The following is a 20,401-nucleotide window of genomic DNA, read 5'->3' as shown; positions in this document are numbered from 1 at the left end:
CCGCCTTCCCGTGACTCAAACTGATAGAGAAAAGATGGGGGGGTCGGGGGGAATTCCTTCCCCCCGGCCTTTCCTTCCGTCACTCCGCGCGCGGATGCGCTTTCCGCCAGGTCTCCAGCAGCCTCACCGCGTCCACGCTGGTGTAGCGCTGCGTGGTCGAGAGGCTGGCATGCCCGAGCAGCTCCTGGATCGCCCGCAGGTCGCCGCCGGCGCCCAGCAGATGGGTGGCGAAGGAGTGCCGCAGGGCATGCGGCGTGGCGCTTTCCGGCAGCCCGGCGAGGCGCCGGTAGTTGCGCAGCGCGCGTTGCGCCACCGCCGGATCGAGCCGGTCCCCGCGTGCGCCGAGGAACAGCGGCTGCCCTGGCGGCGGCCCGCCCCGCGCGCGCAGATAGGCCGCCACCGCCGCCTCGACGGCCGGCAGCACCGGCACGATCCGCTCCTTGTCGCCCTTGCCGCGCACCTTCAGCCCGGTGCCGGCGCGTGGCGCCTCGCCCACGTCGAGGTCCAGCGCCTCGGAGATCCGCAGCCCGCAGCCATAGAGCAGGGTGAAGAGGGCGGTGTCGCGCAGGGCCAGCAGGGCGGAGTTCTCCACGCTGCCCGCTTCCGCGGCCACGTCCCGCGCCTGCTCGGGCGTGAGGGCGCGCGGGGCAGGGGGGCGCACCCGGGGGCCGCGCAACCCGGCCAGCGCCAGAGGGGTGAGCCCGTGCCGCTTGGCCAGGAAACGCAGGAAACCGCGGATCGCGGCCAGTTGCCGGGCGCGGGTGGCGTTGCCGACGCCATCCTTCACCGCCCGCTCGGCGAGGAAGGCGCGCAGATCGGCCGGGCGCAGCGCGCCGAGCGCGGCGAGGTCCGGCTCGGCGCCCAGATGCCGCGCGAGAAAGCCAAGAAAGTCGGCCAGGTCGGCGCCATAGGCGGCGAGGGTGCGGGGGCTGGCCCGGCGCTCCCGCGCCAGCCAGTCCAGCCAGGCCGCGCGCGCCCCGGCCCCGGTCATCGTTCCAGCGCGGTGGCCACGGCGCGGGCCAGGAACAGCAGGTGCGGTGCCGCCCCCCGGCTGGGGAGCGCGGCGGCATGACGGGCGCCAAGCACCAGCAGGGCGGGAGCCTCCGCCAGGGGCACGCGGGCCAGGGCGTCGCGGCAGACCAGCCCCGCCGCCTCGGCATGCAGCAGGGCGAGCTCGGTGGGGGAGGCGCGCACCATGGTGTCGCGCCCGGTGGGCAGCAGCCGCGCCACGCTGCCCGGCGGCAGCGCCAGGCGCTGCGCCGCGGGCACGCCCTCGGCGGCCAGGGCGCAGTGCTCCAGCCCGAGCAGCGCCGGCCACTCGTGGCTGATCGTCTCCAGCGGATCGCGGCTGGCGATCAGCGCCAGCACGGCGTCATGGGTGCGGGCGGCGAAGCCGTCGCCCTCCCGCGCCGCCTCGGCGAGGCTGCGCGTCGCGGCGCGCTCGGCGGAGAGCATGGCCGCCATGTGGTCGGCCAGCTCCTCGCCATGGACGCGCCGCGGCGGGGTGAGCATGCGGTAGAGGTCCGGGCGCGAGGCCAGGAAGCCCGGATGCGCCCGCAGCCAGGCCGCGATGTCCTCCTCGGTCATCCGCCGGCCGCACCCAGGAGGCCGGGAACGCCCATCCTGGGCGCCTGCCGCGTCATGCCGCGCCTGGTCCCGCTGACCTCAGAGGATGCTCTGGCCGGTCTTCTTCCAGTCGGCCAGGAAGGCTTCGAGGCCACGGTCGGTCAGCGGGTGCTTGATGAGCTGGCGGATCACCGCCGGCGGCAGGGTGGCGACATGGGCGCCGAGCTTGGCCGCCTGCAGCATGTGCAGCGGGTGGCGGACGGAAGCCACCAGCACCTCGGTCTTGAGGTGGGGATAGTTGCCGTAGATCTGCATCACGTCGGCGATGAGCTGCATGCCATCCTGCGCCAGGTCGTCGAGGCGGCCGACGAAGGGCGAGATGTAGGTGGCGCCCGCCTTGGCGGCGAGCAGCGCCTGGGTGGCGGAGAAGCACAGCGTCACGTTGACCGGGGTGCCCTCGTTGGAAAGCGCGCGGCAGGTGCGCAGCCCGGCCTCGGTCAGCGGCACCTTGACGGCGACGTTCTTCGCGATGTCGCGGAGGTAGCGGCCCTCGGCCAGCATGCCCTCATAGTCGGTGGCCGTCACCTCGGCCGAGACATGGCCCGGCGTGAGCTCGCAGATCTCGGCAATGACCTCGGCCATCTTGCGGCCGGACTTGGCGATCAGCGAAGGATTGGTGGTGACGCCATCGACCATGCCGATTTCGGCAAGTGCCCGGATCTCGGACACCTCGGCGGTGTCGACGAAGAACTTCATAATGGGATTCCTGTGATGCGGCGCATGTCGGAGGCGCCTAGGCGGTTTCCGTTCGGGGAGCAGTTGTAGCGGATGGCGGTTGTCCAACGAAAGGCTGCAACACCGGAGAGGGCGGGCATGGCTCGTCTGCGCGTGCTGCTGCCCCTGCCGCTGGCCGGCGCCTATGACTACCGCGTGCCGGCCGGCATGCCGGTGCCGCCGCCGGGCAGCTTCGTCGCGGTGCCGCTGGGCAACCGCGGCAGCATCGGCGTGGTCTGGGACGGCGAGGCGGACCCCGCCCTGCCGGAGAAGCGGCTGCGGGACATCGAGGGCGTCTTCGACGTGCCGCCGATGACCGAGAGCCTGCGCCGCTTCGTCGAATGGGTGGCGGCCTACACGCTGAGCCCGCCCGGCGCGGTGCTGCGCATGGCGATGAGCGCGCCGGCCGCGCTGGAGCCGCCCGCCGCCAAGGCCGGCTGGCGCCTCTCGGCGGCCGGGCAGCGGGCGCAACGCGGGGAGGGCGGGCGACTGACGGAAAGCCGCCGCCGGGTGCTGGATGCGATGGAGCCGGGCACCGTCTATGCGCCCGCGCCGCTGGCCGCCGAGGCGGGTGTCTCGCCCGGCGTGGTGCGCGGCATGGCGGATGCCGGGTTGCTGGAATCCGCCCTGCTGCCCCCCGGCGAGAGCTTCCCGGTGCCCGACCTGGAACGCCCCGGCCCTGAGTTGGGCCCGGAGCAGGCCGAGGCCGCCGCGGCGCTGCGCGAGGCGGCCGCCGCGAAACGCTTCGGCGTCACGCTGCTGACCGGCGTCACCGGCTCGGGCAAGACGGAGGTCTATCTGGAGGCGGTGGCGGAGTGCCTCCGGCAGGGGCGGCAGGCGCTGGTGCTGCTGCCGGAGATCGCCCTCTCGACACAGTGGCTGGAGCGCTTCGAGCGCCGCTTCGGCGTGCCGCCGGCGCTGTGGCACTCGGAACTTGGCAGCCGCCGCCGGCGCGACACCTGGCGGGCGCTGGCGGAGGGGCGGGTGCAGGTGCTGGTCGGCGCCCGCTCGGCGCTGTTCCTGCCCTTCCCCGATCTCGGCCTGATCGTGGTGGACGAGGAGCACGAGACCGCCTTCAAGCAGGAGGAAGGCGTCGTCTACAACGCGCGGGACATGGCGGTGGTGCGCGCCCGGCTGGCCGGGGCCTCCTGCGTGCTGGTCTCCGCCACGCCCAGCCTGGAGACCATCACCAACGCCGAGACCGGCCGCTACGCCGCGCTGCACCTGCCGGTGCGGCATGGCGGGGCGGAACTGCCTGATGTCGAGATCATCGACCAGCGCCGCGCGCCGCCCGAGCGTGGCCGCTTCCTCAGCCCGCCGCTGGTGCAGGCGGTGCGGGACACGCTGGCCGAGGGGCAGCAGGCCATGCTGTTCCTCAACCGGCGCGGCTATGCGCCGCTGACCCTCTGCCGGGCCTGCGGCCACCGCATGCGCTGCCCGAACTGCACGGCCTGGCTGGTGGAGCACCGGGTGCAGCGCCGCCTGCAATGCCACCACTGCGGCCATGCCGAGCCGATTCCCGAGACCTGCCCGGAATGCGGCGCCGAGGCCAGCCTGACCCCCCTCGGCCCCGGCGTGGAGCGGGTGCAGGACGAGGCGGCGGCGCTGTTCCCCGAGGCGCGGCTGCTGGTGATGGCCAGCGACACCATCCCTGGCCCCGCCGCCGCCGCCGAGGCGGCCCGCGCCATCGCCGCGCGGGAGGTGGACCTGATCATCGGCACGCAGATCGTCGCCAAGGGCTGGCACTTCCCGCATCTGACGCTGGTGGGGGTGGTGGATGCCGATCTCGGCCTCGCCGGCGGCGACCTGCGCGCCGCCGAGCGCACCGTGCAACTGCTGCACCAGGTGGCCGGACGCGCCGGGCGCGCCGAGGCGCCGGGGCGGGTGTTGCTGCAGTCCTGGAATCCTGAGCACCCGGTCATGCAGGCCCTGGTCTCGGGCGACCTGGAAGGCTTCATGGCCGCCGAGGCGGAGCAGCGCCGGCCCGGCCACTGGCCGCCCTTCGGCCGGCTCGCCGCGCTGATCGTCAGCGCCGAGGACGAGCGGGAGGCGGACCGCACGGCGCGCGACCTCGGCCTCGCTGCGCCGCAGGGGGAGGGGGTGGAGGTGCTCGGCCCGGCTCCGGCGCCGCTGGCGCTGCTGCGTGGCCGGCACCGCCGCCGGCTGTTGCTCAAGACCCGGCGGGACGTCGCGGTGCAGCCGATTCTGCGCGAGTGGCTGGGGCGGGTGGCGGTGCCGGCCAGTGTGAAGGTGCAGGTGGACGTCGACCCTGTCGGATTCCTCTGATGCTTTGCGACGAATTGTGCCGGTACGGTGAAACCACGGTAAGGAATCGCGCCCGCCCCCCGTTGCCGCCCTGTAAGACACTGTGTTAATGCCCGGGCACCGCGGCGGGCTCCGTCCGCCGCATTCATATGATGTCCAGCCGCGCGGCCCGGTCGGCGACGACCGGGGCGCGCGGCAGGGCGCCGGGATAGCAGAGAACGGGATCCTCCGTGGCCTCCGAAGCGACCAACGTCTCGCCCAGCACGACCCATCCCTCCGGCCTTGCCCAGCGCTATGCGCTGGCCCTGCTGGAACTGGCGAAGGAAAAGAAGGCAGTGGACGCCATCGCCGGCGACCTGGATCGCCTGCAGGATCTCGTGGCGGAGGATGCGGGCTTCCGCGCCTTCATTCATGACCCGCGCCTGGACGCTGCCTCGCAGCAGCGCGGCGCCTTCGCCGTGCTCGATCGCATCAAGATCGGCGGCGACGTGCGCAAGCTGGTCGGCGTGCTGATCGCCAACCGCCGCCTCGGCACCCTGCCGGACGTCATCGCCGCCTTTGGCGGGCTGCTCGCCGAGCAGCGCGGTCAGCAGACCGCCGAGGTCGCCACTGCCCACCGGCTGACCGACGTGCAGCGCACGCAGCTCACTGCGCGCCTCACCGAGGCCGGCTATTCCAACGTGAAGCTGGTCGAGCGCGTCGATCCCACCCTGCTGGGTGGGCTGGTCGTCCGCCTCGGATCGCGCCTCTACGACAGCTCGATCAAGTCCAAGCTGCAGCGCCTGCAGTACGCCATGAAGGGGGCCGCCTGATATGGAGATCCGTCCCGCCGAGATCTCGGAGATCCTGAAGCAGCAGATCGCCGGCTTTGACGCCGAAGCGAATGTTGCCGAGGTCGGCACCGTGCTAACCGTGGGCGACGGCATTGCCCGCGTCTATGGTCTGCAGAACGTCATGGCCGGCGAGCTGGTGGAGTTCCCCTCCGCCGGCCTGAAGGGCATGGCGCTGAACCTCGAGACCGACAATGTCGGCGTCGTGATCTTCGGTGACGACAGCCACATCCGCGAGGGTGACACCGTCTCCCGCACGGGTGACATCGTGCAGGTTCCGGTCGGCAAGGGGCTGCTCGGCCGCGTGGTCGATGGCCTTGGCAACCCGATCGACGGCAAGGGCCCGCTGACCGACGTCAAGCAGGCGCTGGTCGAGGTGAAGGCCCCGGGCATCATCCCGCGCAAGTCCGTGCACGAGCCGATGCAGACCGGCATCAAGGCGATCGACGCCCTGATCCCGATCGGCCGCGGCCAGCGCGAGCTGGTGATCGGCGACCGCCAGACCGGCAAGACCGCCGTGCTGGTGGACACCATCATCAACCAGAAGCCGATCAACGCCGGCGACGACGAGGCGAAGAAGCTCTACTGCATCTACGTCGCCATCGGTCAGAAGCGCTCCTCGGTCGCCCAGCTGGTCAAGACGCTGGAGGAGAACGGCGCGATGGAATATTCCATCGTCGTCGCCGCCACCGCCTCCGACCCGGCGCCGATGCAGTTCCTGGCGCCCTATGCCGGCTGCGCCATGGGCGAGTTCTTCCGCGACAACGGCATGCACGCGCTGATCATCTATGATGATCTGTCGAAGCAGGCCGTCGCCTATCGCCAGATGTCGCTGCTGCTGCGCCGTCCGCCGGGCCGCGAGGCCTATCCGGGCGACGTCTTCTACCTGCACTCCCGCCTGCTCGAGCGCGCGGCGAAGATGAACGACGACCACGGCGCCGGCTCGCTGACCGCGCTCCCGGTCATCGAGACGCAGGCCGGTGACGTCTCCGCCTATATTCCGACCAACGTGATCTCGATCACGGACGGGCAGATCTTCCTGGAGACGGAACTCTTCTTCAAGGGCATCCGCCCCGCCGTGAACGTCGGCCTCTCGGTCTCCCGCGTCGGTTCCGCCGCGCAGATCAAGGCGATGAAGCAGGTCGCCGGCAAGATCAAGCTGGAGCTGGCGCAGTACCGCGAGATGGCGTCCTTCGCCCAGTTCGCCTCCGACCTCGACGCCTCCACCCAGGCCCTGCTGGCGCGCGGCGCGCGGCTGACCGAGCTGCTGAAGCAGCCGCAGTTCCAGCCGGTGCCGGTCGAGGAGCAGGTGATCTCCCTGTTTGCCGGCGTGCGCGGCTATCTCGACAAGATCGAGGTGGGCAAGGTCGGCGCCTTCGAGCGGCAGCTGCTCTCCTCGGTGAAGGCCAATGCGCCGGAGATCCTGGCGAGCGTCCGCGAGAAGCGGGAGATCACCAAGGAGAACGAGGCGAAGCTGGTGTCCTTCATGGACGACTTCGCCAAGTCCTTCGCGGGCTGAGGCCGGGCCAGGGAAGGCAGCATGGCCAACCTCAAGGAACTCCGGGGGCGCATCAACAGCGTCAAGTCCACCCGGAAGATCACCCAGGCGATGAAGATGGTCGCGGCGGCGAAGCTCCGCCGCGCCCAGTCCCAGGCCGAGGCGGCCCGCCCCTATGCCCAGCGCATGGCGCGGATGCTGGCCTCCCTCGGCGCCGCCGTCGTCGGCGATCCGGATGCGCCGAAGCTGCTGGTCGGCACCGGCCGCACGCAGGTGCATCTGCTGGTCGTCGTCACCGGCGACCGCGGTCTGGCCGGGCCGTTCAACACCAATGTGGGGCGCTTCGCGCGCAACCGCATCCGCGAACTCGAGGCCGAGGGCAAGACGGTCAAGGTCATGACCGTCGGCCGCAAGGGCGCCTCCTACCTGAAGCGTGAATTCGCCTCCCGCTTCGTCGGTGAGATCACCTTCCAGGGCAAGCGGCGCGTCGGCTTCAAGGAGGCGGACGAGATCGCGCAGCGCCTGACCGGCATGCTGGAGGCGGGCGAGTTCGACGTCTGCACGCTGATCTACAACCAGTTCCGCAGCGTCATCAGCCAGGTGCCGACGGGCCAGCAGCTGATTCCGGCCGAGCTGCCCCAGGCGGGCTCGGCCGAGGCGAACGGGGCGGCGACCTGGTACGAGTACGAGCCGGACGAAGCCACCATCCTGGCCCAGCTGCTGCCGAAGAACCTGGCCATCCAGATCTACCGCGCGGTGCTGGAGAATGCGGCCGGCTTCTTCGGGTCGCAGATGAACGCGATGGACAACGCGACCCGCAACGCCGGCGACATGATCAACAAGCTGACCCTGACCTATAACCGCACGCGTCAGGCGAACATCACCCGCGAGCTGATCGAGATCATCTCCGGGGCCGAGGCGCTCTGAGGGGAATGAGCACAGCCATGAAGAACAACGTTGGCAAGGTCACGCAGGTGCTGGGCGCCGTCGTGGACGTGCAGTTCCCCGCCGAACTGCCTTCCATGCAGAACGCGCTGCAGGTGAAGATCGGCGATCGTACGCTGGTTCTGGAGGTCGCGCAGCATCTCGGCGAGCGCACCGTCCGCACCATCGCCATGGACACGACCGACGGCCTGATCCGCGGCGCCGAGGTGGTGGACACCGGCAAGGGCATCGCCGTGCCGGTGGGCGAGGGCACGCTGGGCCGCATCCTGAACGTCATCGGCGAGCCGATCGACGAGCGCGGCCCGGTGAAGGCCGAGAAGACCTACACCATCCACCGCGAGGCCCCGGCCTTCGAGGACCAGGCCACCTCGGCCGAGATCCTGGTCACGGGCATCAAGGTCATCGACCTGCTGGCGCCCTACCTGAAGGGCGGCAAGATCGGCCTGTTCGGCGGCGCCGGCGTCGGCAAGACCGTGACGATTCAGGAGCTGATCAACAACATCGCCAAGGGCCATGGCGGCGTGTCGGTCTTCGCCGGCGTGGGTGAGCGCACCCGCGAGGGCAACGACCTCTACCACGAGATGATCGACGCCGGCGTCATCAAGCTGAACGACGACGGCTCGACCGACGGTTCCAAGGTGGCGCTGGTCTATGGCCAGATGAACGAGCCGCCGGGCGCCCGCGCCCGTGTCGCGCTCTCCGGCCTCTCCATGGCGGAGTATTTCCGCGATGAGCAGGGCCAGGACGTGCTCTTCTTCATCGACAACATCTTCCGCTTCACCCAGGCGGGCGCCGAGGTCTCGGCGCTGCTGGGCCGCATCCCCTCTGCGGTGGGCTACCAGCCGACGCTGGCCACCGACATGGGCGCGCTGCAGGAGCGGATCACCTCGACGAAGAAGGGCTCCATCACCTCGGTGCAGGCCATCTACGTCCCCGCGGACGACCTGACCGACCCGGCGCCCGCCACCTCCTTCGCCCACCTGGACGCGACGACCGTGCTCTCCCGCTCGATCGCCGAGCAGGCGATCTTCCCGGCCGTCGATCCGCTGGACTCCACCAGCCGCGCGCTCGACCCGCGCATCGTCGGCGAGGAGCACTACGCGACCGCCCGCGAGGTGCAGCGCATCCTGCAGACCTATAAGTCGCTGCAGGACATCATCGCCATTCTCGGCATGGACGAGCTCTCGGAAGAGGACAAGCTGGTGGTGGCGCGCGCGCGCAAGCTCCAGCGCTTCCTCTCCCAGCCCTTCCACGTGGCCGAGGTCTTCACCGGCACCCCCGGCGTCTTCGTGAAGCTGGAGGACACGGTCCGCTCCTTCGCCGCCATCTGCAAGGGCGAGTACGACCACCTGCCGGAGGCCGCCTTCTACATGGTCGGCACCATCGAGGAGGCGGTGAAGAAGGGCGAGTCCCTGAAGGCCGCGGCCTGAGCCCAGGGGAGGGAACCGATCCATGGCGAGTTTCGACCTGGAACTGGTCAGCCCGGAGAAGCTGCTGCTCTCCCGCCCCGTCGAGATGGTCATCATCCCGGCGGCCGAGGGCGAGATGGGCGTGCTGCCCGGTCAGGCGCCGATGATCGTCGCCCTCAAGGGCGGCGTCATCCGGGTGCAGGAGAACGGGCAGGTCACCGAGCGGCTGTTCGTCATGGGCGGCTTCGCGGAGATCACCCCGGCCCGCGTCACGGTGCTGGCGGACGAGGCGACTCCGGTCGCCCAGCTCTCCCGCGCCGCGGCGGCGACCCGGGTGCAGGAGGCCGAGGCCGCCTATGCCGCGACCACGGCCGAAACCGTGCCCGAGGAGCGCGAGGCCATCATGGCCCGCCTTCTTGCCGCGCGGGAGATGGCGGGAGCGGCTGAGGCCGCCTGACACGCGCCCCCGCGTTCCGGGGGCATGACTTGATTTCCGGCGCCATTCGCGGATCATCCCGCGAATGGCGCTTTGTTTTTTCGCGCCCTTGGGACCTGATGGGAGCGGCATGAAGCACTGGCACATCGAGCAGGTGGCGTGGAACCGGTTCGACCCCGCGCGGCTCGATCCGGGCATCGTCCCGCTGGTGAAGGCCGCGGCCATGGTCGAGAAGAACGGCCTGGACTATGCCGTCTACCTCAACCGCGTCTTCGTGGATGACCCGGACTTCCGGCAGGCCGCCGACAACTGGGCGGTCGAGGAGGTCCAGCACGGCGATACCCTCGGCCGCTGGGCCATGCTGGCCGACCCGAACTGGGATTTCGACGCCGCCTTCACCCGCTACCGGGAGGGCTACAAGATCGACGTCAACGCCGATGCTTCGGTCCGCGGCAGCCGCACCGGCGAGCTGATCGCCCGCTGCATGGTCGAGACCGGCACCTCCTCCTACTACACCGCGCTCGGCGAGGCGGCCGAGGAGCCGGTGCTGAAGGAGGTCTGCAAGCTGATCGCGGCGGACGAGTACCGCCACTTCAAGCTCTTCTACGACCATATGAAGCGCTATCTGGCGCGCGAGAGGCTCTCCTTCCCGCAGCGCCTGCGGGTGGCCGCCGGCCGCATCGGCGAGTCGGAGGATGACGAGCTGGCCTTCGCCTTCCACTGCGGCAATGAGGCCGAGGGCGCGCCTTTCGATCACAAGCGCTGCACCGCCGCCTATATGGGCCGCGCCATGGGCTACTACCGCTTCCGCCACATCGAGCGCGGGATGGGCATGATCTTCAAGTCGGTCGGGCTGACACCGCGCGGGCGGATGGCCGACCTCGCCGCCAAGGGGGCGTGGCGCCTGCTGCAATGGCGGCATGGCCGCTATCAGCGCGAACTCGCCGCCGCTCCGCCGGCCGGCGCGCAGCAGGTGGCCGCCTGAGCCCGCGCCTGACGCGCCGCGCGGCCGGCGGCTTTCTCGCGACAGTGGCGGCCGGCCTGACGCCTGGGGTGCTGCGCGCGCAGCCGGAGGCCTCCGGCCTCGGCGCCATCGCGCGGCAGCACGGCGTCACCTTCGGTGCGGCGGTGCAGGACTCGCTGCTGCAGAAGGATGCGGACTATGCGCGCGCCTTCGCCACCGAGCCGGCCATGCTGGTGCCGGAATGGGCCGCCAAATGGGCCGCGCTGCAGCCTGAGGAAGGCCGCTTCGAGACCGCCGCCCTGGACACCATCCTCCGCTGGGGCCAGGCGCATGCGCAGCCCGTGCGCGGCCATGCGCTGGTCTGGCACAACTCCCTGCCGGACTGGGTGGTCGCGGCGCTGGGGGAAGGGCGCGAGCGCGCCCTCTCGGTGCTCGGCGCCCATCTGGACCATGTGCTGGCCCATACCCGCACGCAGATCCGCGACTGGGACGTGGTGAACGAGCCGATCGCCAATCCGCCCGGCAGCGACGAGCCGCAGACTGCCCCCGGCGACCTGCGCGACACGCCCTGGCTGCGTGCCCTCGGCCCCGGCTATGTCGAAACGGCGCTGCGCATGGCGCGCGAACGCGACCCCACGCTCCGCCTGACCCTCAACGAGTATGGCGTGGCGGAGGACACCCCCGCCGCGGCCGAGAAGCGGCGCCGGCTGCTGGCCCTGGTGCGCGGCCTGCTGTCGCGCAATGCGCCGCTGGATGCGGTGGGCATCCAGGCGCATCTGCAGCTTGCCAATCCCTTCCGCCCCGAGCCCTTCGCCGCCTTCCTGGGCGCGCTGCGCGAGATGGGGCTGGCCGTCCTGATCACCGAACTCGATATCCGCGAGTCCTGGCAGGCGCCGCAGGACCTCGCCGCGCGGGACGCCCTGGTCGCCGAGCGGGCCAGTGCCTTCCTCGCCTGCGCCCTTGGTGCGGGGGTGCGGACGGTGCTCACCTGGGGCCTGACGGACAAGTATTCCTGGCTGGCCACCGAGCCGGCCGTCGCCCTGCCAGGCGGGCGTGCCCATCGCGGGCTGCCGCTGGATGCCGCGTTCCGCCGCAAGCCGATGTGGGATGCCATGGCGCGCGCCTTCCGGGGCGCATGAGGCCCGCGGCCGGATTTGAGGGGGAGGGGGAGGCGACAAGACGCCCCATCCGGTGTTTTCTGGCCACCACACGGACAGCCGGAGCGCCCATGGACCTTGCCAGCCTAGAAACACCCGTTCCCGTCGTCGATCTCGACATCGTCGAGGCCAACCTGAAGCGGATGCAGGACTACTGCGATGCGCATGGCCTCGCCCTGCGCCCGCACATCAAGACGCACAAGATTCCGGCCCTGGCGAAGCGCCAGGTGGAGCTGGGCGCCAAGGGCATCACCTGCCAGAAGCTGGGCGAGGCCGAGGTGATGGCCGATGCCGGGCTGGACGACATCCTGATCTCCTATCCGCTGATCGGCGAGGCCAAGGCGGAGCGGCTCGCCGCCCTGGCGCGCCGGGTGCGGATGCGCGTCTCGATCGACAACCCGCTGGCGCTCGAAACCGTCGCCCGCGCCGGGCGCCATGGGCATGAGATCGGCGTGCTTGTCGAGTTCGACAGCGGCAATGGCCGCACCGGCGTCACCAGCATCGACGGCGTCGTCGAGCTGGCCCGCGCCATCCGCGCCACCCAGGGGCTGCGCTTCGACGGGCTGATGAACTACCCCGTCAGCGCCCGCACCGGCGAGATCCTGCGCGACATGCTGCCGCGCCTGAAGGCCGAGGGGCTGGAGCCGGCGGTGATCTCCGGCGGCGGCACGCCCAACGCCTTCCGCACGCACGAGATGGCGCCGGTGACGGAGCTGCGCGTCGGTACCTATATCTACAACGACCGCATGACGGTCGGCGCCGGCCATGCCCGCTGGGACGACTGCGCGCTGACGCTGCATGTCACCGTCATCAGCCGGCCGGAGCCGCACCGCGCCATCGTCGATGCCGGCTCCAAGACCTTCGCCGCCGACATCATGCCGGGCGGCCCGGGCGAGGGGCATGGCTACTTCCCCGCCTATCCCGGCGCGAAGCTGCACAAGCTGAGCGAGGAGCACGGCATGGTGGATCTGTCCGCCTGCGAGCGCAGGCCCGCGCTGGGCGAGCGGCTGCGCGTGGTGCCGAACCATGTCTGCCCCGTCAGCAATCTGGCGGACCGCGTCGCCTTCACGCGCGGGGAGGTCTTCCAGGGCTTCACCGACGTCGCCGCCCGGGGGCGCAGCCAGTGAGCCCGGCGGAGGAGCGCCTGAAGGCGCTGGGCCATGCCCTGCCCACGGTCGGCAAGCCGCTGTTCAGCTACGTGCCGTTCCGCCGTGCCGGCGACGTCGCCTACATCTCCGGCCAGGTGCCGCGCCACCCCGACGGCTCGCTGACCACCGGCAAGGTGGGCGAGGCTCTCGGGCTGGAGGAGGCGCGCGCGGCGGCGGTGCTGTGTGGGCTGCACATCCTCGCCGTGGCGAGGGAAGCGGCCGGCTCGCTGGAGAAGGTCGAGGTGCTGAAGGTCTTCGGCATGGTCAACGCCGTGCCGGATTACGGCGACCAGCCCAAGGTGATCGACGCCTGCTCCAACCTGCTCGTCGAGGTGCTGGGCGAGCGCGGGCGGCACGCCCGCTCGGCCGTCGGGATGGGCTCGCTGCCCTCCAACGTGCCGGTCGAGATCGAGGCGGTGATCCGCATCCTCGACTGACGGCGGGGTAAAGGTCGGGGGAAGGAATTCCCCCGAACCCCCATCTTCTTTTTGGCAGGGAGGGATCAGGAGCGGGCCTGCCCGGCGGCGGGACGGGCTACGAGTCCGCGGTGATGCCGGCCTTGCGGATCACCGCGCCCCATTTCTCGATCTCGGCCGCCAGGAAGCTGCCGCACTGGTCGGGGCCGGAGGCAACGACGTCAGCGCCCTGCTCCTCGATCTTGCTTTTCACGGCCGGCTCGCGCAGGACCTGGGTCAGGGCCGCGTTCATCCGCTCGACAATCGGAGCCGGCGTCCCGGCACGGCCGAGCATCGCCCACCAGGTCAGCGCCTCGAAGCTCCCGAAGCCCTGTTCGGCGAAGGATTTCGTGCCGGGAACATGGGGGCTCTCCCCGCGCGTCGTGACGCCGAGCGGTCGCAGCAGGCCGGACTTCAGGTGCTGCGAGACGGCGGGAAGGTTCGTCATGAAAAGCGGAACATGCCCCGCAACGGCATCCTGCGTCGCCGGCCCCGCCCCCTTGTAGGGGACATGGACCATGCGGAAGCCGCCCTCCTGCTGCAGCAGCGTCGTTGATACATGGGCGAGGCCGCCGACGCCGCTCGTCGCATAGTTCACCGTGTCCGGCGCCTGTTTCGCGGCCGAGACGACGTCTCCGAAGGTCCGGTAGGAGGTCGAGTGGTGCGTCACCATGGCGAGCGGGCCGGTGGCGATCAGGCTCACGGGAACAAAGGCCTCAAGCGTCCGGAAGGGGAGCTTCATGACGCTCTCATTCGTCGCCTGGGTATCGTAGACCACGATCCAGGTATTGCCGTCGGGCGCCGCGCGGGCGGCCTCGATGGCGCCGATGGAGCCTGAGGCGCCGCCACGGTTCTCGATGACGACGGGCCTGCCCAGCACCTCCTGCAGCCGGGGCTGCAGGATGCGCGTGACGGTATCGACCGATCCGCCGGGCGGCCAGGGCACGATCATGCGGATGGGCCGGTCAGGCCAGGCGGTCTGGGCGCGCAGCACCGCCGGGGCGAAGAGCCCGGGGACGGCAGCGGCGAAGAGGCCACGGCGGCGGAATGCGGATGCACGCGCAATACCAGCCATCTGGATCGAGTCTCCCGGTATTTTCATTGCGTGGGAGAGTGCACTCTGCTCTGCCGGTTTGGGAACGACCAAAGAGGCTGACCAGCCTTCGGTGCCGCGAACGGCATTCATCGGCTCCGGCGGCGCTTCACTCGTGGCGGGCCGTTGGGCCGGGTTTCCCGGCCGGGGCCGCATCGCCAAGCCGGCAGAAAAAAGAAGGGGGTCTGGGGGAATTCATTCCCCCAGAACTTCCGCCAGGATGCGCAGCCCGGCTTCCAGCCGCGCCGGATCGGCCTCTCCGCCCAGCGAGAGGCGGAACAGCGGCGCCTCGCGGTCCAGATGGTGGAAATGCTTGGCGGGCGCGATCGAGACGCCCGCCGCACGCGCCCGCGCCAGGAAGTCGGCCTCGGTCTCGCCCTCCGGCCGGCGCATCCAGATGTGCCAGCTCGCGCCGGGGTCAGCGGCGAAGCGGCGCGTGCCCAGGATGTCGCGCGCCATGGCGCGGCGGCGCTCCCCTTCGGCGCGCTTCTCCGCCACGATCCGCGCCGCGCACCCGTCTGTCGCCATCGCGGCGGCCGCCGCGGCGACCACCGGGTTGGCGGTCAGGCCGCGGATGCGGACCTGCTCCGCCACGGCATCGGCCAGTGCCGGCGGGTGGCTCAGCGCGCCGAGCCGCAGGGAGAGCGAGAGGATCTTGGAGAGACTCCACATCACCAGCGTGCGCTCGGGGATCAGGCTGGCGAGGGTGGGCGGCCGCTGCTCCGGCGCCGCGAGGAAGGCGTAGGCCTCGTCCTCCACCACCCAGAGCCCGTGGCAGCGCGCGATGGCGGCGATGCGCTGCAGCCGGGCGGCGCTGTAGGTCAGGCCCAGCGGGTTGTGCAGCACCGGCATCAGGTAGAGCACGCCCGGCGGGTCGGCGGAGGCAAGGGCGCGCTCCAGGGCATCCGTCTGCAGGCCCTCGGCATCCACCGGCAGTCCGAGGGTGGGGATGCCCTCCATGCGGAAGAAGTTCCGCGCCATCGGGAAGGTATAGGCCTCCACCGCGACGCGCCGCCGCGCCGGGCTGGTGGCGCCGAGCGCGGCCAGCAGCGCCACCGAGAGGGCCGACTGCCCGCCGCAGGTCAGCGCCAGGTCCTGGCCAGGCGCCATGCCCAGCAAGGGGGCGAGCGCCGCGCGGCTGCGCGGGTCGCCCGGCGGTGGGCCGAAGCCGGCGGGCAGCGCCTCCGGGTCAGCCGCCAGGCCGCGCAGCGCCTCGGCCACCGCTGCCTGCTGCGCCGGCACCGCCGGGTAGTTGACCCAGAGGTCGTACATTGCCTTCAGCCCTGCAGGTGCCGGTGCAGGAAGGCGATCACGGCGGCATAGACGCGGCGCCGGTTGTCGCGCTTGGTGAAGCCATGGCCCTCGTCGGGGAAGGTCAGGTACTCCACCGGCACGCCGCGCTGCCGGAGCAGCTCCGTCATCTGCTCGCTCTCATAGGGTGGCACGCGGGGGTCGGTCAGGCCCTGGGCGATCAGCATGGGGCAGCGGATGCGGTCGGCGTAGTTGAGCGGGGAGAGCCGCTCCAGCAGCTCGGCATCCTGCACGGGGTCGCCGTATTCGGCGGCGCGATGGCCGACGCGCCAGGGGCCGGTGCGCTCGAAGAAGGTCTTCCAGCGGGCGATGCCGTAGAAGTCCACGCCGGCGGCCCAGAGCTCCGGGTATTCGGTGACGGCGGCCAGCACCATCCAGCCGCCATAGCTCTGGCCCATGATGCCGATGCGGCTGCCGTTCACGTCCGGCCGGGCGGAGAGCCAGGCATGGGCGGAGGCGAGGTCGGCCACGCTGTCCAGCCGCTTCTCGCGGTCGTCCAGCTCGGCATAGGCACGGCCATAGCCGGTGCTGCCGCGCACGTTCGGCACCAGCACGCCGAGGCCCATGGCCAGGAAGGCCTGCAGGTCGGCCCGCCAGTTCGGCAGCGCCTGCATCGCCGGGCCGCCATGCACCCAGACCAGGACCGGCCAGCCGCCTTCCGGCGCCTTGCCCTCGGGCAGGGCGAGGAAGGCCGGAAGCTGCCGCCCGTCATGGCTGGGGAAGGCGACCGTCTCCCAGCTGTGCAGGCCCGGCTGCGCCGGGGTGGCGTGCACCGGCTGCGTCTCCGCCGCGTCGGGGCGGGCGAGATGGACGCCGGAAGGGAAGGGGAAGCCGGCGAGGTCGAAGGCGAGGCTCCGCCCATCCGCCGCCCAGGTGATCTTGGTGATGACGCCGCGCGGATGCACCGGCTCGCCGCGCAGCGCGCCGGTGGCGGCGTCGAGGAAGCGCAGGCGGGAATAGCCGCCCTCGTTCACCACCACGGCCAGCAGGCGCTGGTCGGGCGAGACCTCCAGCTTCTCCACATCCGCCTCGGGGGCGTAGAGCCATTCGGGCGCGCCCCCCGGCTTCAGGAGAGCAAGTCCGAGATAGTCCCGTCCGCGGTCGGTCAGCAGCCAGAAGCCGCTGCCGTCCTTGCGCCAGCGGGGGTTCATGTGGCGGGCGTCGCCGTCATGCGGCGTCAGTTCGGTGCGGGCGCCGCCGTCCAGCGGCACGAGGTAGAGGTTATTCTCGAAGGTACGAGGGGCGGTGGCCAGCACCACGGCCTTGCCGTTCGGATGCCAGGCCGGCAGCTCATGCGGCCCTTCCACCTCCGCCACGCAGCGGGCTTCGCCGCTGGCGATCTCCATCACCCAGGCATCGGTATGGGCGGGATCGCGGGCATTGGCGGTGTAGGCGATGCGCTTGCCGTCCGGGGAGATGGCGCCCCAGCCATGGATGACCTGGGGCGCGGTGGTGAGGGGGCGCGCCTCGCCCTCCGCCGGCAGGTAGTAGAGCTGCACCCGCTCGTCGCCCGCCGCGTCGCGGCCGAAGATGGCGCCGCCCTCCGGCAGGCCGGCGACGAAGGCGACCGCGTCGCGGTGGCTGGTGCGGGCCAGGGGTGCGCCGCCGCCGGCGGGCACCTCCCAGACCTGCGCCGAGCCCTCGGCGTCATGCAGGAAGAAGAGGGACCCGTTCCCGGCGAAGGCGGGGAGGGTGGCGGCATGGGTGGAGAGCAGGCGCTCCAGCAACGCGGCGGCATCGGTCATGCGCAATTCGTGGACCCATTCGCACCGCGCGCCAAGGGGGGCAGGGATGGGGCCACGGGCGGCATGGCTTCCCGCGGCGCGGCGGCCTATTCTCCGCGACCATGCGCTATGTCTCGACCCGGGGCGAAGCCCCCGCACGCGATTTCGAAGGTGTCCTGCTGGCCGGGCTGGCCGAGGATGGCGGCCTGTTCCTGCCTGAGTCCTGGCCGCTGCTCTCGGCGGCCGAGTGGCGCGGGCTGCGCGGGCGGCCTTATCCGGAGGTGGCGGCGCGGCTGATGGCGCCTTTCGCCGAGGGCTCGCTCCGGGAGGAGACGCTGCTGGAACTGGCGCAGGCCGCCTATGCCGGCTTCGGCCATGCCGCCACCGCGCCACTGGTGCAGGTGGCGCCGCGCCTGTTCTCGCTGGAGCTGTTCCACGGTCCGACGCTCGCCTTCAAGGACATGGCGATGCAGATTCTGGGCCGGCTGTTCGACCATGTGCTGGCGAAGCGCGGCGAGCGCGTGACCATCGTCGGCGCCACCTCGGGCGACACCGGCTCGGCCGCCATCGAGGCCTTCCGCGGCCGCGCTGCCATCGACGTCGCCATCCTGCACCCGGAGGGCCGCACTTCCGAGGTGCAGCGGCGGCAGATGACCACGGTGCTTTCGCCGAACATCCGCAACATCGCCGTGCAGGGCAGCTTCGACGACTGCCAGGACCTGGTGAAGGCGATGTTCAACGACGCGCCCTTCCGCCGGGAAATGCACCTCTCCGCGGTGAACTCGATCAACTGGGCCCGCATCGCCGCGCAGGTGCCCTACTACGCCTATGCCGCGCTGGCGCTCGGCGCGCCGGACCGCCCGGTGGCCGTCGCGGTGCCCACCGGCAATTTCGGCAATGTGCTGGCGGCCTGGGTGGCGCGCCGGATGGGCCTGCCGATCGAGCGGCTGATCATCGGCGCCAACCGCAATGACATCCTGACGCGCTTCCTGGCGGCCAACGACATGCGGGTGCAGTCCGTGGAGCCCTCGCTCTCGCCGAGCATGGACATCCAGGTCTCCTCGAACTTCGAGCGCCTGCTGTTCGAGCTGCTGGGTCGCGACCCGACGGCGACGGTGGAGATCATGCGCCGCTTCCGCGCCGAGGGGCACATGCCGGTGCCCGACGCCGCCTGGAAGAAGGCGACCACGCTGTTCCACGGCTTCACCCTCAGCGACGAGGGCACGCTGGAGGAAATCCGCCGGCTTTGGAAGGAAAGCGCCTACCTGGCCGACCCGCACACCGCCATCGGCATGGCCGCAGCGCGGGCACAGATGCCGGAGGAGGCGGGCATTCCGGTGATCGTCGCCGCCACCGCGCATCCGGCCAAGTTCCCCGATGCGGTGGAGCGCGCCACCGGCTTCCGGCCGCCATTGCCGGAGCGCCTCGCGGATCTCTACACGCGGGAGGAGCGCTTCAGCGTCCTGCCGGCCGAGCTGGGCGCGGTGGAGGATGCCGTTCGCCAGCACACGCGGCGCAACGCAGCCTGAGGCCAGGGGAAACGAATTCCCCAAACCCCTCATCTTTCGTCTTCAAGCTGGCGGGCGCCTTAACTGACAGAAAAAAGAAGGGGGTTCGGGGGAATTCCTTCCCCCGACCTTGCCCGGGCTCAGCCTGGAGCGCTCGGGATGTTCAGCGGCACGACCTCCACCATGGCGACCCCGTCATCCATCATGCCGAGCTTGCGGGCCGTGCTCGGGCTGAGATCGATGATGCGGCCCTTCTTGTACGGTCCGCGATCCTGGATGGTGACCACGGCGGTGCGGCCGTTCTCCAGGTTCTTCACCTGCGCGCGGGTCCCGAGTGGCAGGGTGCGACTGGCGGCGGCATTCGAGTTGCGGTTGAAGCGCTTGCCGTTGGCCATGCGCTTGCCGTGGAAGTGATTGGCGTAATAGGAGGCGCGGCCGCGCCGTACCTGGCGGGGCTGGGCGTGTGTCGTACGGTTCTGCGCGGTCGTCTCGCGCCGGTGGTCGCGCGCATCCGCGGGAGCGAAGGCGCTGCTCAGGCCAAGGGCGACGAGGATCGCGGCGAGCTTGATGCCTCGCATGATGAACGACCCTTCCATGCTGTTCTTCTGGCGCGCCGGGGCTGCAGAGCGCACCGGCGGCGGAGGGAGGGGCGCCCCACGGCTTTTCGGCAGAAGCGCCCCGTTCCGAGGAGGTCAACGCCCCGCAGGGGCCGGGGATGCGCTGACATCCTGTCTCAAGTTTTGGCCGGAAGGTGTTGATCGAGAAGCGTCGGTTACGCAGGCCGGCCTTGTCGGCCTGCGCCGGCTGGTCACTTGCCTCCGCTGCGGCCCAGCGGCTTCACCTCGACGCGCGCCGTCCCATCCTCCACCATTTCCAGCCGCTTCGCGGTCTGCTTGCTGACATCGATCACCCGCCCGCCGACATGCGGGCCACGATCCTCGATGGTGACGACGGCGGTGCGACCATTCTCCAGGTTCTTCACCTCCGCCTTGGTGCCCAGTGGCAGGGTCTTGCTGGCGGCCGAGTCGGAGCTTTGCGCGAAACTCTCGCCATTGGCCATGGTCCTGCCTTCGAAATGGTCGGCATAGAAGGAGGCCTCGCCGCGCTGCGCGCGCGGGGCTCTGCTCTCCGGCGCGGGTGGGCGCCCGCCGGCATCGGAGAGGGCCGGCCCGGCCGCCGGGGGCGGGGCGCCAGGAGCGCAACCCACCATGGCAAGCAGCAGCAGGGTTGGGATGGCGGCACCGCGCAGACGCCGGCACGCGCCAGGAGAGCGGGAAATCAGCGACAGGCTGGACAAGGGATTACCTCCGGTTGCTGG

General features: G+C 71.1%; 19 protein-coding genes. 11 read left to right on the top strand and 8 right to left on the bottom strand.

Annotated features, from left to right (window positions below):
• Positions 1-79: 79 nt before the first annotated feature.
• The 3 genes from QMO56_RS00435 to fsa form a co-directional block, all read right to left on the bottom strand.
• On the bottom strand, positions 80-991 hold the full coding sequence (locus QMO56_RS00435; RefSeq protein WP_283523044.1) for a tyrosine recombinase XerC: 912 nt from the start codon (positions 989-991) through the stop codon (positions 80-82).
• Complete coding sequence (locus QMO56_RS00430; RefSeq protein ID WP_283523043.1) at positions 988-1,587, bottom strand: DUF484 family protein; 600 nt, start codon at positions 1,585-1,587, stop codon at positions 988-990. Before QMO56_RS00430 ends, QMO56_RS00435 begins: the two co-directional genes overlap by 4 nt.
• 78 nt (positions 1,588-1,665) lie before the next feature.
• Positions 1,666-2,322, bottom strand: a complete 657-nt coding sequence (gene fsa, locus QMO56_RS00425) for a fructose-6-phosphate aldolase (protein WP_283523042.1) — start codon at positions 2,320-2,322, stop codon at positions 1,666-1,668.
• 117 nt (positions 2,323-2,439) lie between these two features.
• Here fsa and QMO56_RS00420 point away from each other — a divergent pair, with 117 nt between their 5' ends.
• From QMO56_RS00420 to QMO56_RS00375, 10 genes are all read left to right on the top strand, one after another.
• Positions 2,440-4,626 (top strand): primosomal protein N', encoded by a 2,187-nt coding sequence (locus QMO56_RS00420; protein WP_283523041.1) that lies wholly within the window; start codon positions 2,440-2,442, stop codon positions 4,624-4,626.
• A gap of 209 nt (positions 4,627-4,835) precedes the next feature.
• Complete coding sequence (locus QMO56_RS00415; RefSeq protein ID WP_283523040.1) at positions 4,836-5,417, top strand: F0F1 ATP synthase subunit delta; 582 nt, start codon at positions 4,836-4,838, stop codon at positions 5,415-5,417.
• Between the two features lies 1 nt (position 5,418).
• Positions 5,419-6,954 (top strand): F0F1 ATP synthase subunit alpha, encoded by a 1,536-nt coding sequence (gene atpA / locus QMO56_RS00410; protein ID WP_283523039.1) that lies wholly within the window; start codon positions 5,419-5,421, stop codon positions 6,952-6,954.
• A 21-nt stretch (positions 6,955-6,975) separates the two neighbouring features.
• Positions 6,976-7,860, top strand: a complete 885-nt coding sequence (locus QMO56_RS00405) for a F0F1 ATP synthase subunit gamma (protein ID WP_283523038.1) — start codon at positions 6,976-6,978, stop codon at positions 7,858-7,860.
• Between the two features lie 17 nt (positions 7,861-7,877).
• A complete protein-coding gene (gene atpD, locus QMO56_RS00400) occupies positions 7,878-9,308 on the top strand; it encodes a F0F1 ATP synthase subunit beta (RefSeq protein WP_283523037.1) in 1,431 nt (476 codons plus the stop codon).
• 22 nt (positions 9,309-9,330) lie between these two features.
• Positions 9,331-9,744 (top strand): ATP synthase F1 subunit epsilon, encoded by a 414-nt coding sequence (atpC, locus tag QMO56_RS00395; RefSeq protein WP_283523036.1) that lies wholly within the window; start codon positions 9,331-9,333, stop codon positions 9,742-9,744.
• Positions 9,745-9,853: 109 nt separating this feature from the next.
• On the top strand, positions 9,854-10,708 hold the full coding sequence (locus QMO56_RS00390) for a ferritin-like domain-containing protein (protein ID WP_283523035.1): 855 nt from the start codon (positions 9,854-9,856) through the stop codon (positions 10,706-10,708).
• A gap of 44 nt (positions 10,709-10,752) precedes the next feature.
• Positions 10,753-11,826: an endo-1,4-beta-xylanase gene (locus QMO56_RS00385; protein ID WP_283523034.1), complete on the top strand. Its 1,074-nt coding sequence runs from the start codon at positions 10,753-10,755 to the stop codon at positions 11,824-11,826.
• Between the two features lie 89 nt (positions 11,827-11,915).
• Positions 11,916-12,971, top strand: a complete 1,056-nt coding sequence (locus QMO56_RS00380; RefSeq protein WP_283523033.1) for an alanine racemase — start codon at positions 11,916-11,918, stop codon at positions 12,969-12,971.
• The gene (locus QMO56_RS00375) at positions 12,968-13,429 is read left to right on the top strand and encodes a RidA family protein (protein ID WP_283523032.1); all 462 of its coding nucleotides are present in this window, start codon (positions 12,968-12,970) and stop codon (positions 13,427-13,429) included. The genes QMO56_RS00380 and QMO56_RS00375 overlap by 4 nt, the downstream gene beginning before the upstream one ends.
• A 97-nt stretch (positions 13,430-13,526) precedes the next feature.
• Here QMO56_RS00375 and QMO56_RS00370 read toward each other — a convergent pair whose 3' ends face one another.
• The 3 genes from QMO56_RS00370 to QMO56_RS00360 all read right to left on the bottom strand — a co-directional run bounded on the left by QMO56_RS00370 (position 13,527) and on the right by QMO56_RS00360 (position 17,596).
• On the bottom strand, positions 13,527-14,522 hold the full coding sequence (locus QMO56_RS00370) for a tripartite tricarboxylate transporter substrate binding protein (protein WP_283523031.1): 996 nt from the start codon (positions 14,520-14,522) through the stop codon (positions 13,527-13,529).
• Positions 14,523-14,735: 213 nt separating this feature from the next.
• On the bottom strand, positions 14,736-15,812 hold the full coding sequence (locus tag QMO56_RS00365) for an aminotransferase class I/II-fold pyridoxal phosphate-dependent enzyme (RefSeq protein WP_283523030.1): 1,077 nt from the start codon (positions 15,810-15,812) through the stop codon (positions 14,736-14,738).
• A 5-nt stretch (positions 15,813-15,817) separates the two neighbouring features.
• Positions 15,818-17,596 carry a S9 family peptidase gene (locus QMO56_RS00360; protein ID WP_283523029.1) on the bottom strand — a complete coding sequence of 593 codons (1,779 nt, stop codon included), beginning with the start codon at positions 17,594-17,596 and terminating at the stop codon, positions 15,818-15,820.
• Positions 17,597-17,697: 101 nt separating this feature from the next.
• Here QMO56_RS00360 and thrC point away from each other — a divergent pair, with 101 nt between their 5' ends.
• Complete coding sequence (gene thrC, locus QMO56_RS00355; RefSeq protein WP_283523028.1) at positions 17,698-19,104, top strand: threonine synthase; 1,407 nt, start codon at positions 17,698-17,700, stop codon at positions 19,102-19,104.
• Positions 19,105-19,223: 119 nt separating this feature from the next.
• Here the strand turns inward: thrC and QMO56_RS00350 are convergent, their stop codons facing one another.
• Together QMO56_RS00350 and QMO56_RS00345 are read right to left on the bottom strand one after the other, a co-directional pair.
• Positions 19,224-19,679: a septal ring lytic transglycosylase RlpA family protein gene (locus QMO56_RS00350; RefSeq protein WP_283523027.1), complete on the bottom strand. Its 456-nt coding sequence runs from the start codon at positions 19,677-19,679 to the stop codon at positions 19,224-19,226.
• 212 nt (positions 19,680-19,891) lie between these two features.
• The gene (locus tag QMO56_RS00345) at positions 19,892-20,380 is read right to left on the bottom strand and encodes a septal ring lytic transglycosylase RlpA family protein (RefSeq protein ID WP_283523026.1); all 489 of its coding nucleotides are present in this window, start codon (positions 20,378-20,380) and stop codon (positions 19,892-19,894) included.
• Positions 20,381-20,401: the final 21 nt, after the last annotated feature.

Origin of the sequence: Roseomonas sp. E05 (genome assembly GCF_030063475.1) — a bacterium.
Taxonomy (GTDB): domain Bacteria; phylum Pseudomonadota; class Alphaproteobacteria; order Acetobacterales; family Acetobacteraceae; genus Pseudoroseomonas.
Note: the sequence above shows the minus strand (reverse complement) of the source record. Positions and strands in the feature narration are given on the sequence as shown.

Coding starts and splice junctions, on each gene's coding strand:
- QMO56_RS00435 (WP_283523044.1), bottom strand. CDS start 991: ATGACCGGGGCCGGGGCGCGCGCGGCCTGGCTGGACTGGCTGGCGCGG.
- QMO56_RS00430 (WP_283523043.1), bottom strand. CDS start 1,587: ATGACCGAGGAGGACATCGCGGCCTGGCTGCGGGCGCATCCGGGCTTC.
- fsa (WP_283523042.1), bottom strand. CDS start 2,322: ATGAAGTTCTTCGTCGACACCGCCGAGGTGTCCGAGATCCGGGCACTT.
- QMO56_RS00420 (WP_283523041.1), top strand. CDS start 2,440: ATGGCTCGTCTGCGCGTGCTGCTGCCCCTGCCGCTGGCCGGCGCCTAT.
- atpA (WP_283523039.1), top strand. CDS start 5,419: ATGGAGATCCGTCCCGCCGAGATCTCGGAGATCCTGAAGCAGCAGATC.
- QMO56_RS00405 (WP_283523038.1), top strand. CDS start 6,976: ATGGCCAACCTCAAGGAACTCCGGGGGCGCATCAACAGCGTCAAGTCC.
- atpD (WP_283523037.1), top strand. CDS start 7,878: ATGAAGAACAACGTTGGCAAGGTCACGCAGGTGCTGGGCGCCGTCGTG.
- atpC (WP_283523036.1), top strand. CDS start 9,331: ATGGCGAGTTTCGACCTGGAACTGGTCAGCCCGGAGAAGCTGCTGCTC.
- QMO56_RS00390 (WP_283523035.1), top strand. CDS start 9,854: ATGAAGCACTGGCACATCGAGCAGGTGGCGTGGAACCGGTTCGACCCC.
- QMO56_RS00380 (WP_283523033.1), top strand. CDS start 11,916: ATGGACCTTGCCAGCCTAGAAACACCCGTTCCCGTCGTCGATCTCGAC.
- QMO56_RS00370 (WP_283523031.1), bottom strand. CDS start 14,522: ATGGCTGGTATTGCGCGTGCATCCGCATTCCGCCGCCGTGGCCTCTTC.
- QMO56_RS00365 (WP_283523030.1), bottom strand. CDS start 15,812: ATGTACGACCTCTGGGTCAACTACCCGGCGGTGCCGGCGCAGCAGGCA.
- QMO56_RS00360 (WP_283523029.1), bottom strand. CDS start 17,596: ATGACCGATGCCGCCGCGTTGCTGGAGCGCCTGCTCTCCACCCATGCC.
- thrC (WP_283523028.1), top strand. CDS start 17,698: ATGCGCTATGTCTCGACCCGGGGCGAAGCCCCCGCACGCGATTTCGAA.
- QMO56_RS00350 (WP_283523027.1), bottom strand. CDS start 19,679: ATGGAAGGGTCGTTCATCATGCGAGGCATCAAGCTCGCCGCGATCCTC.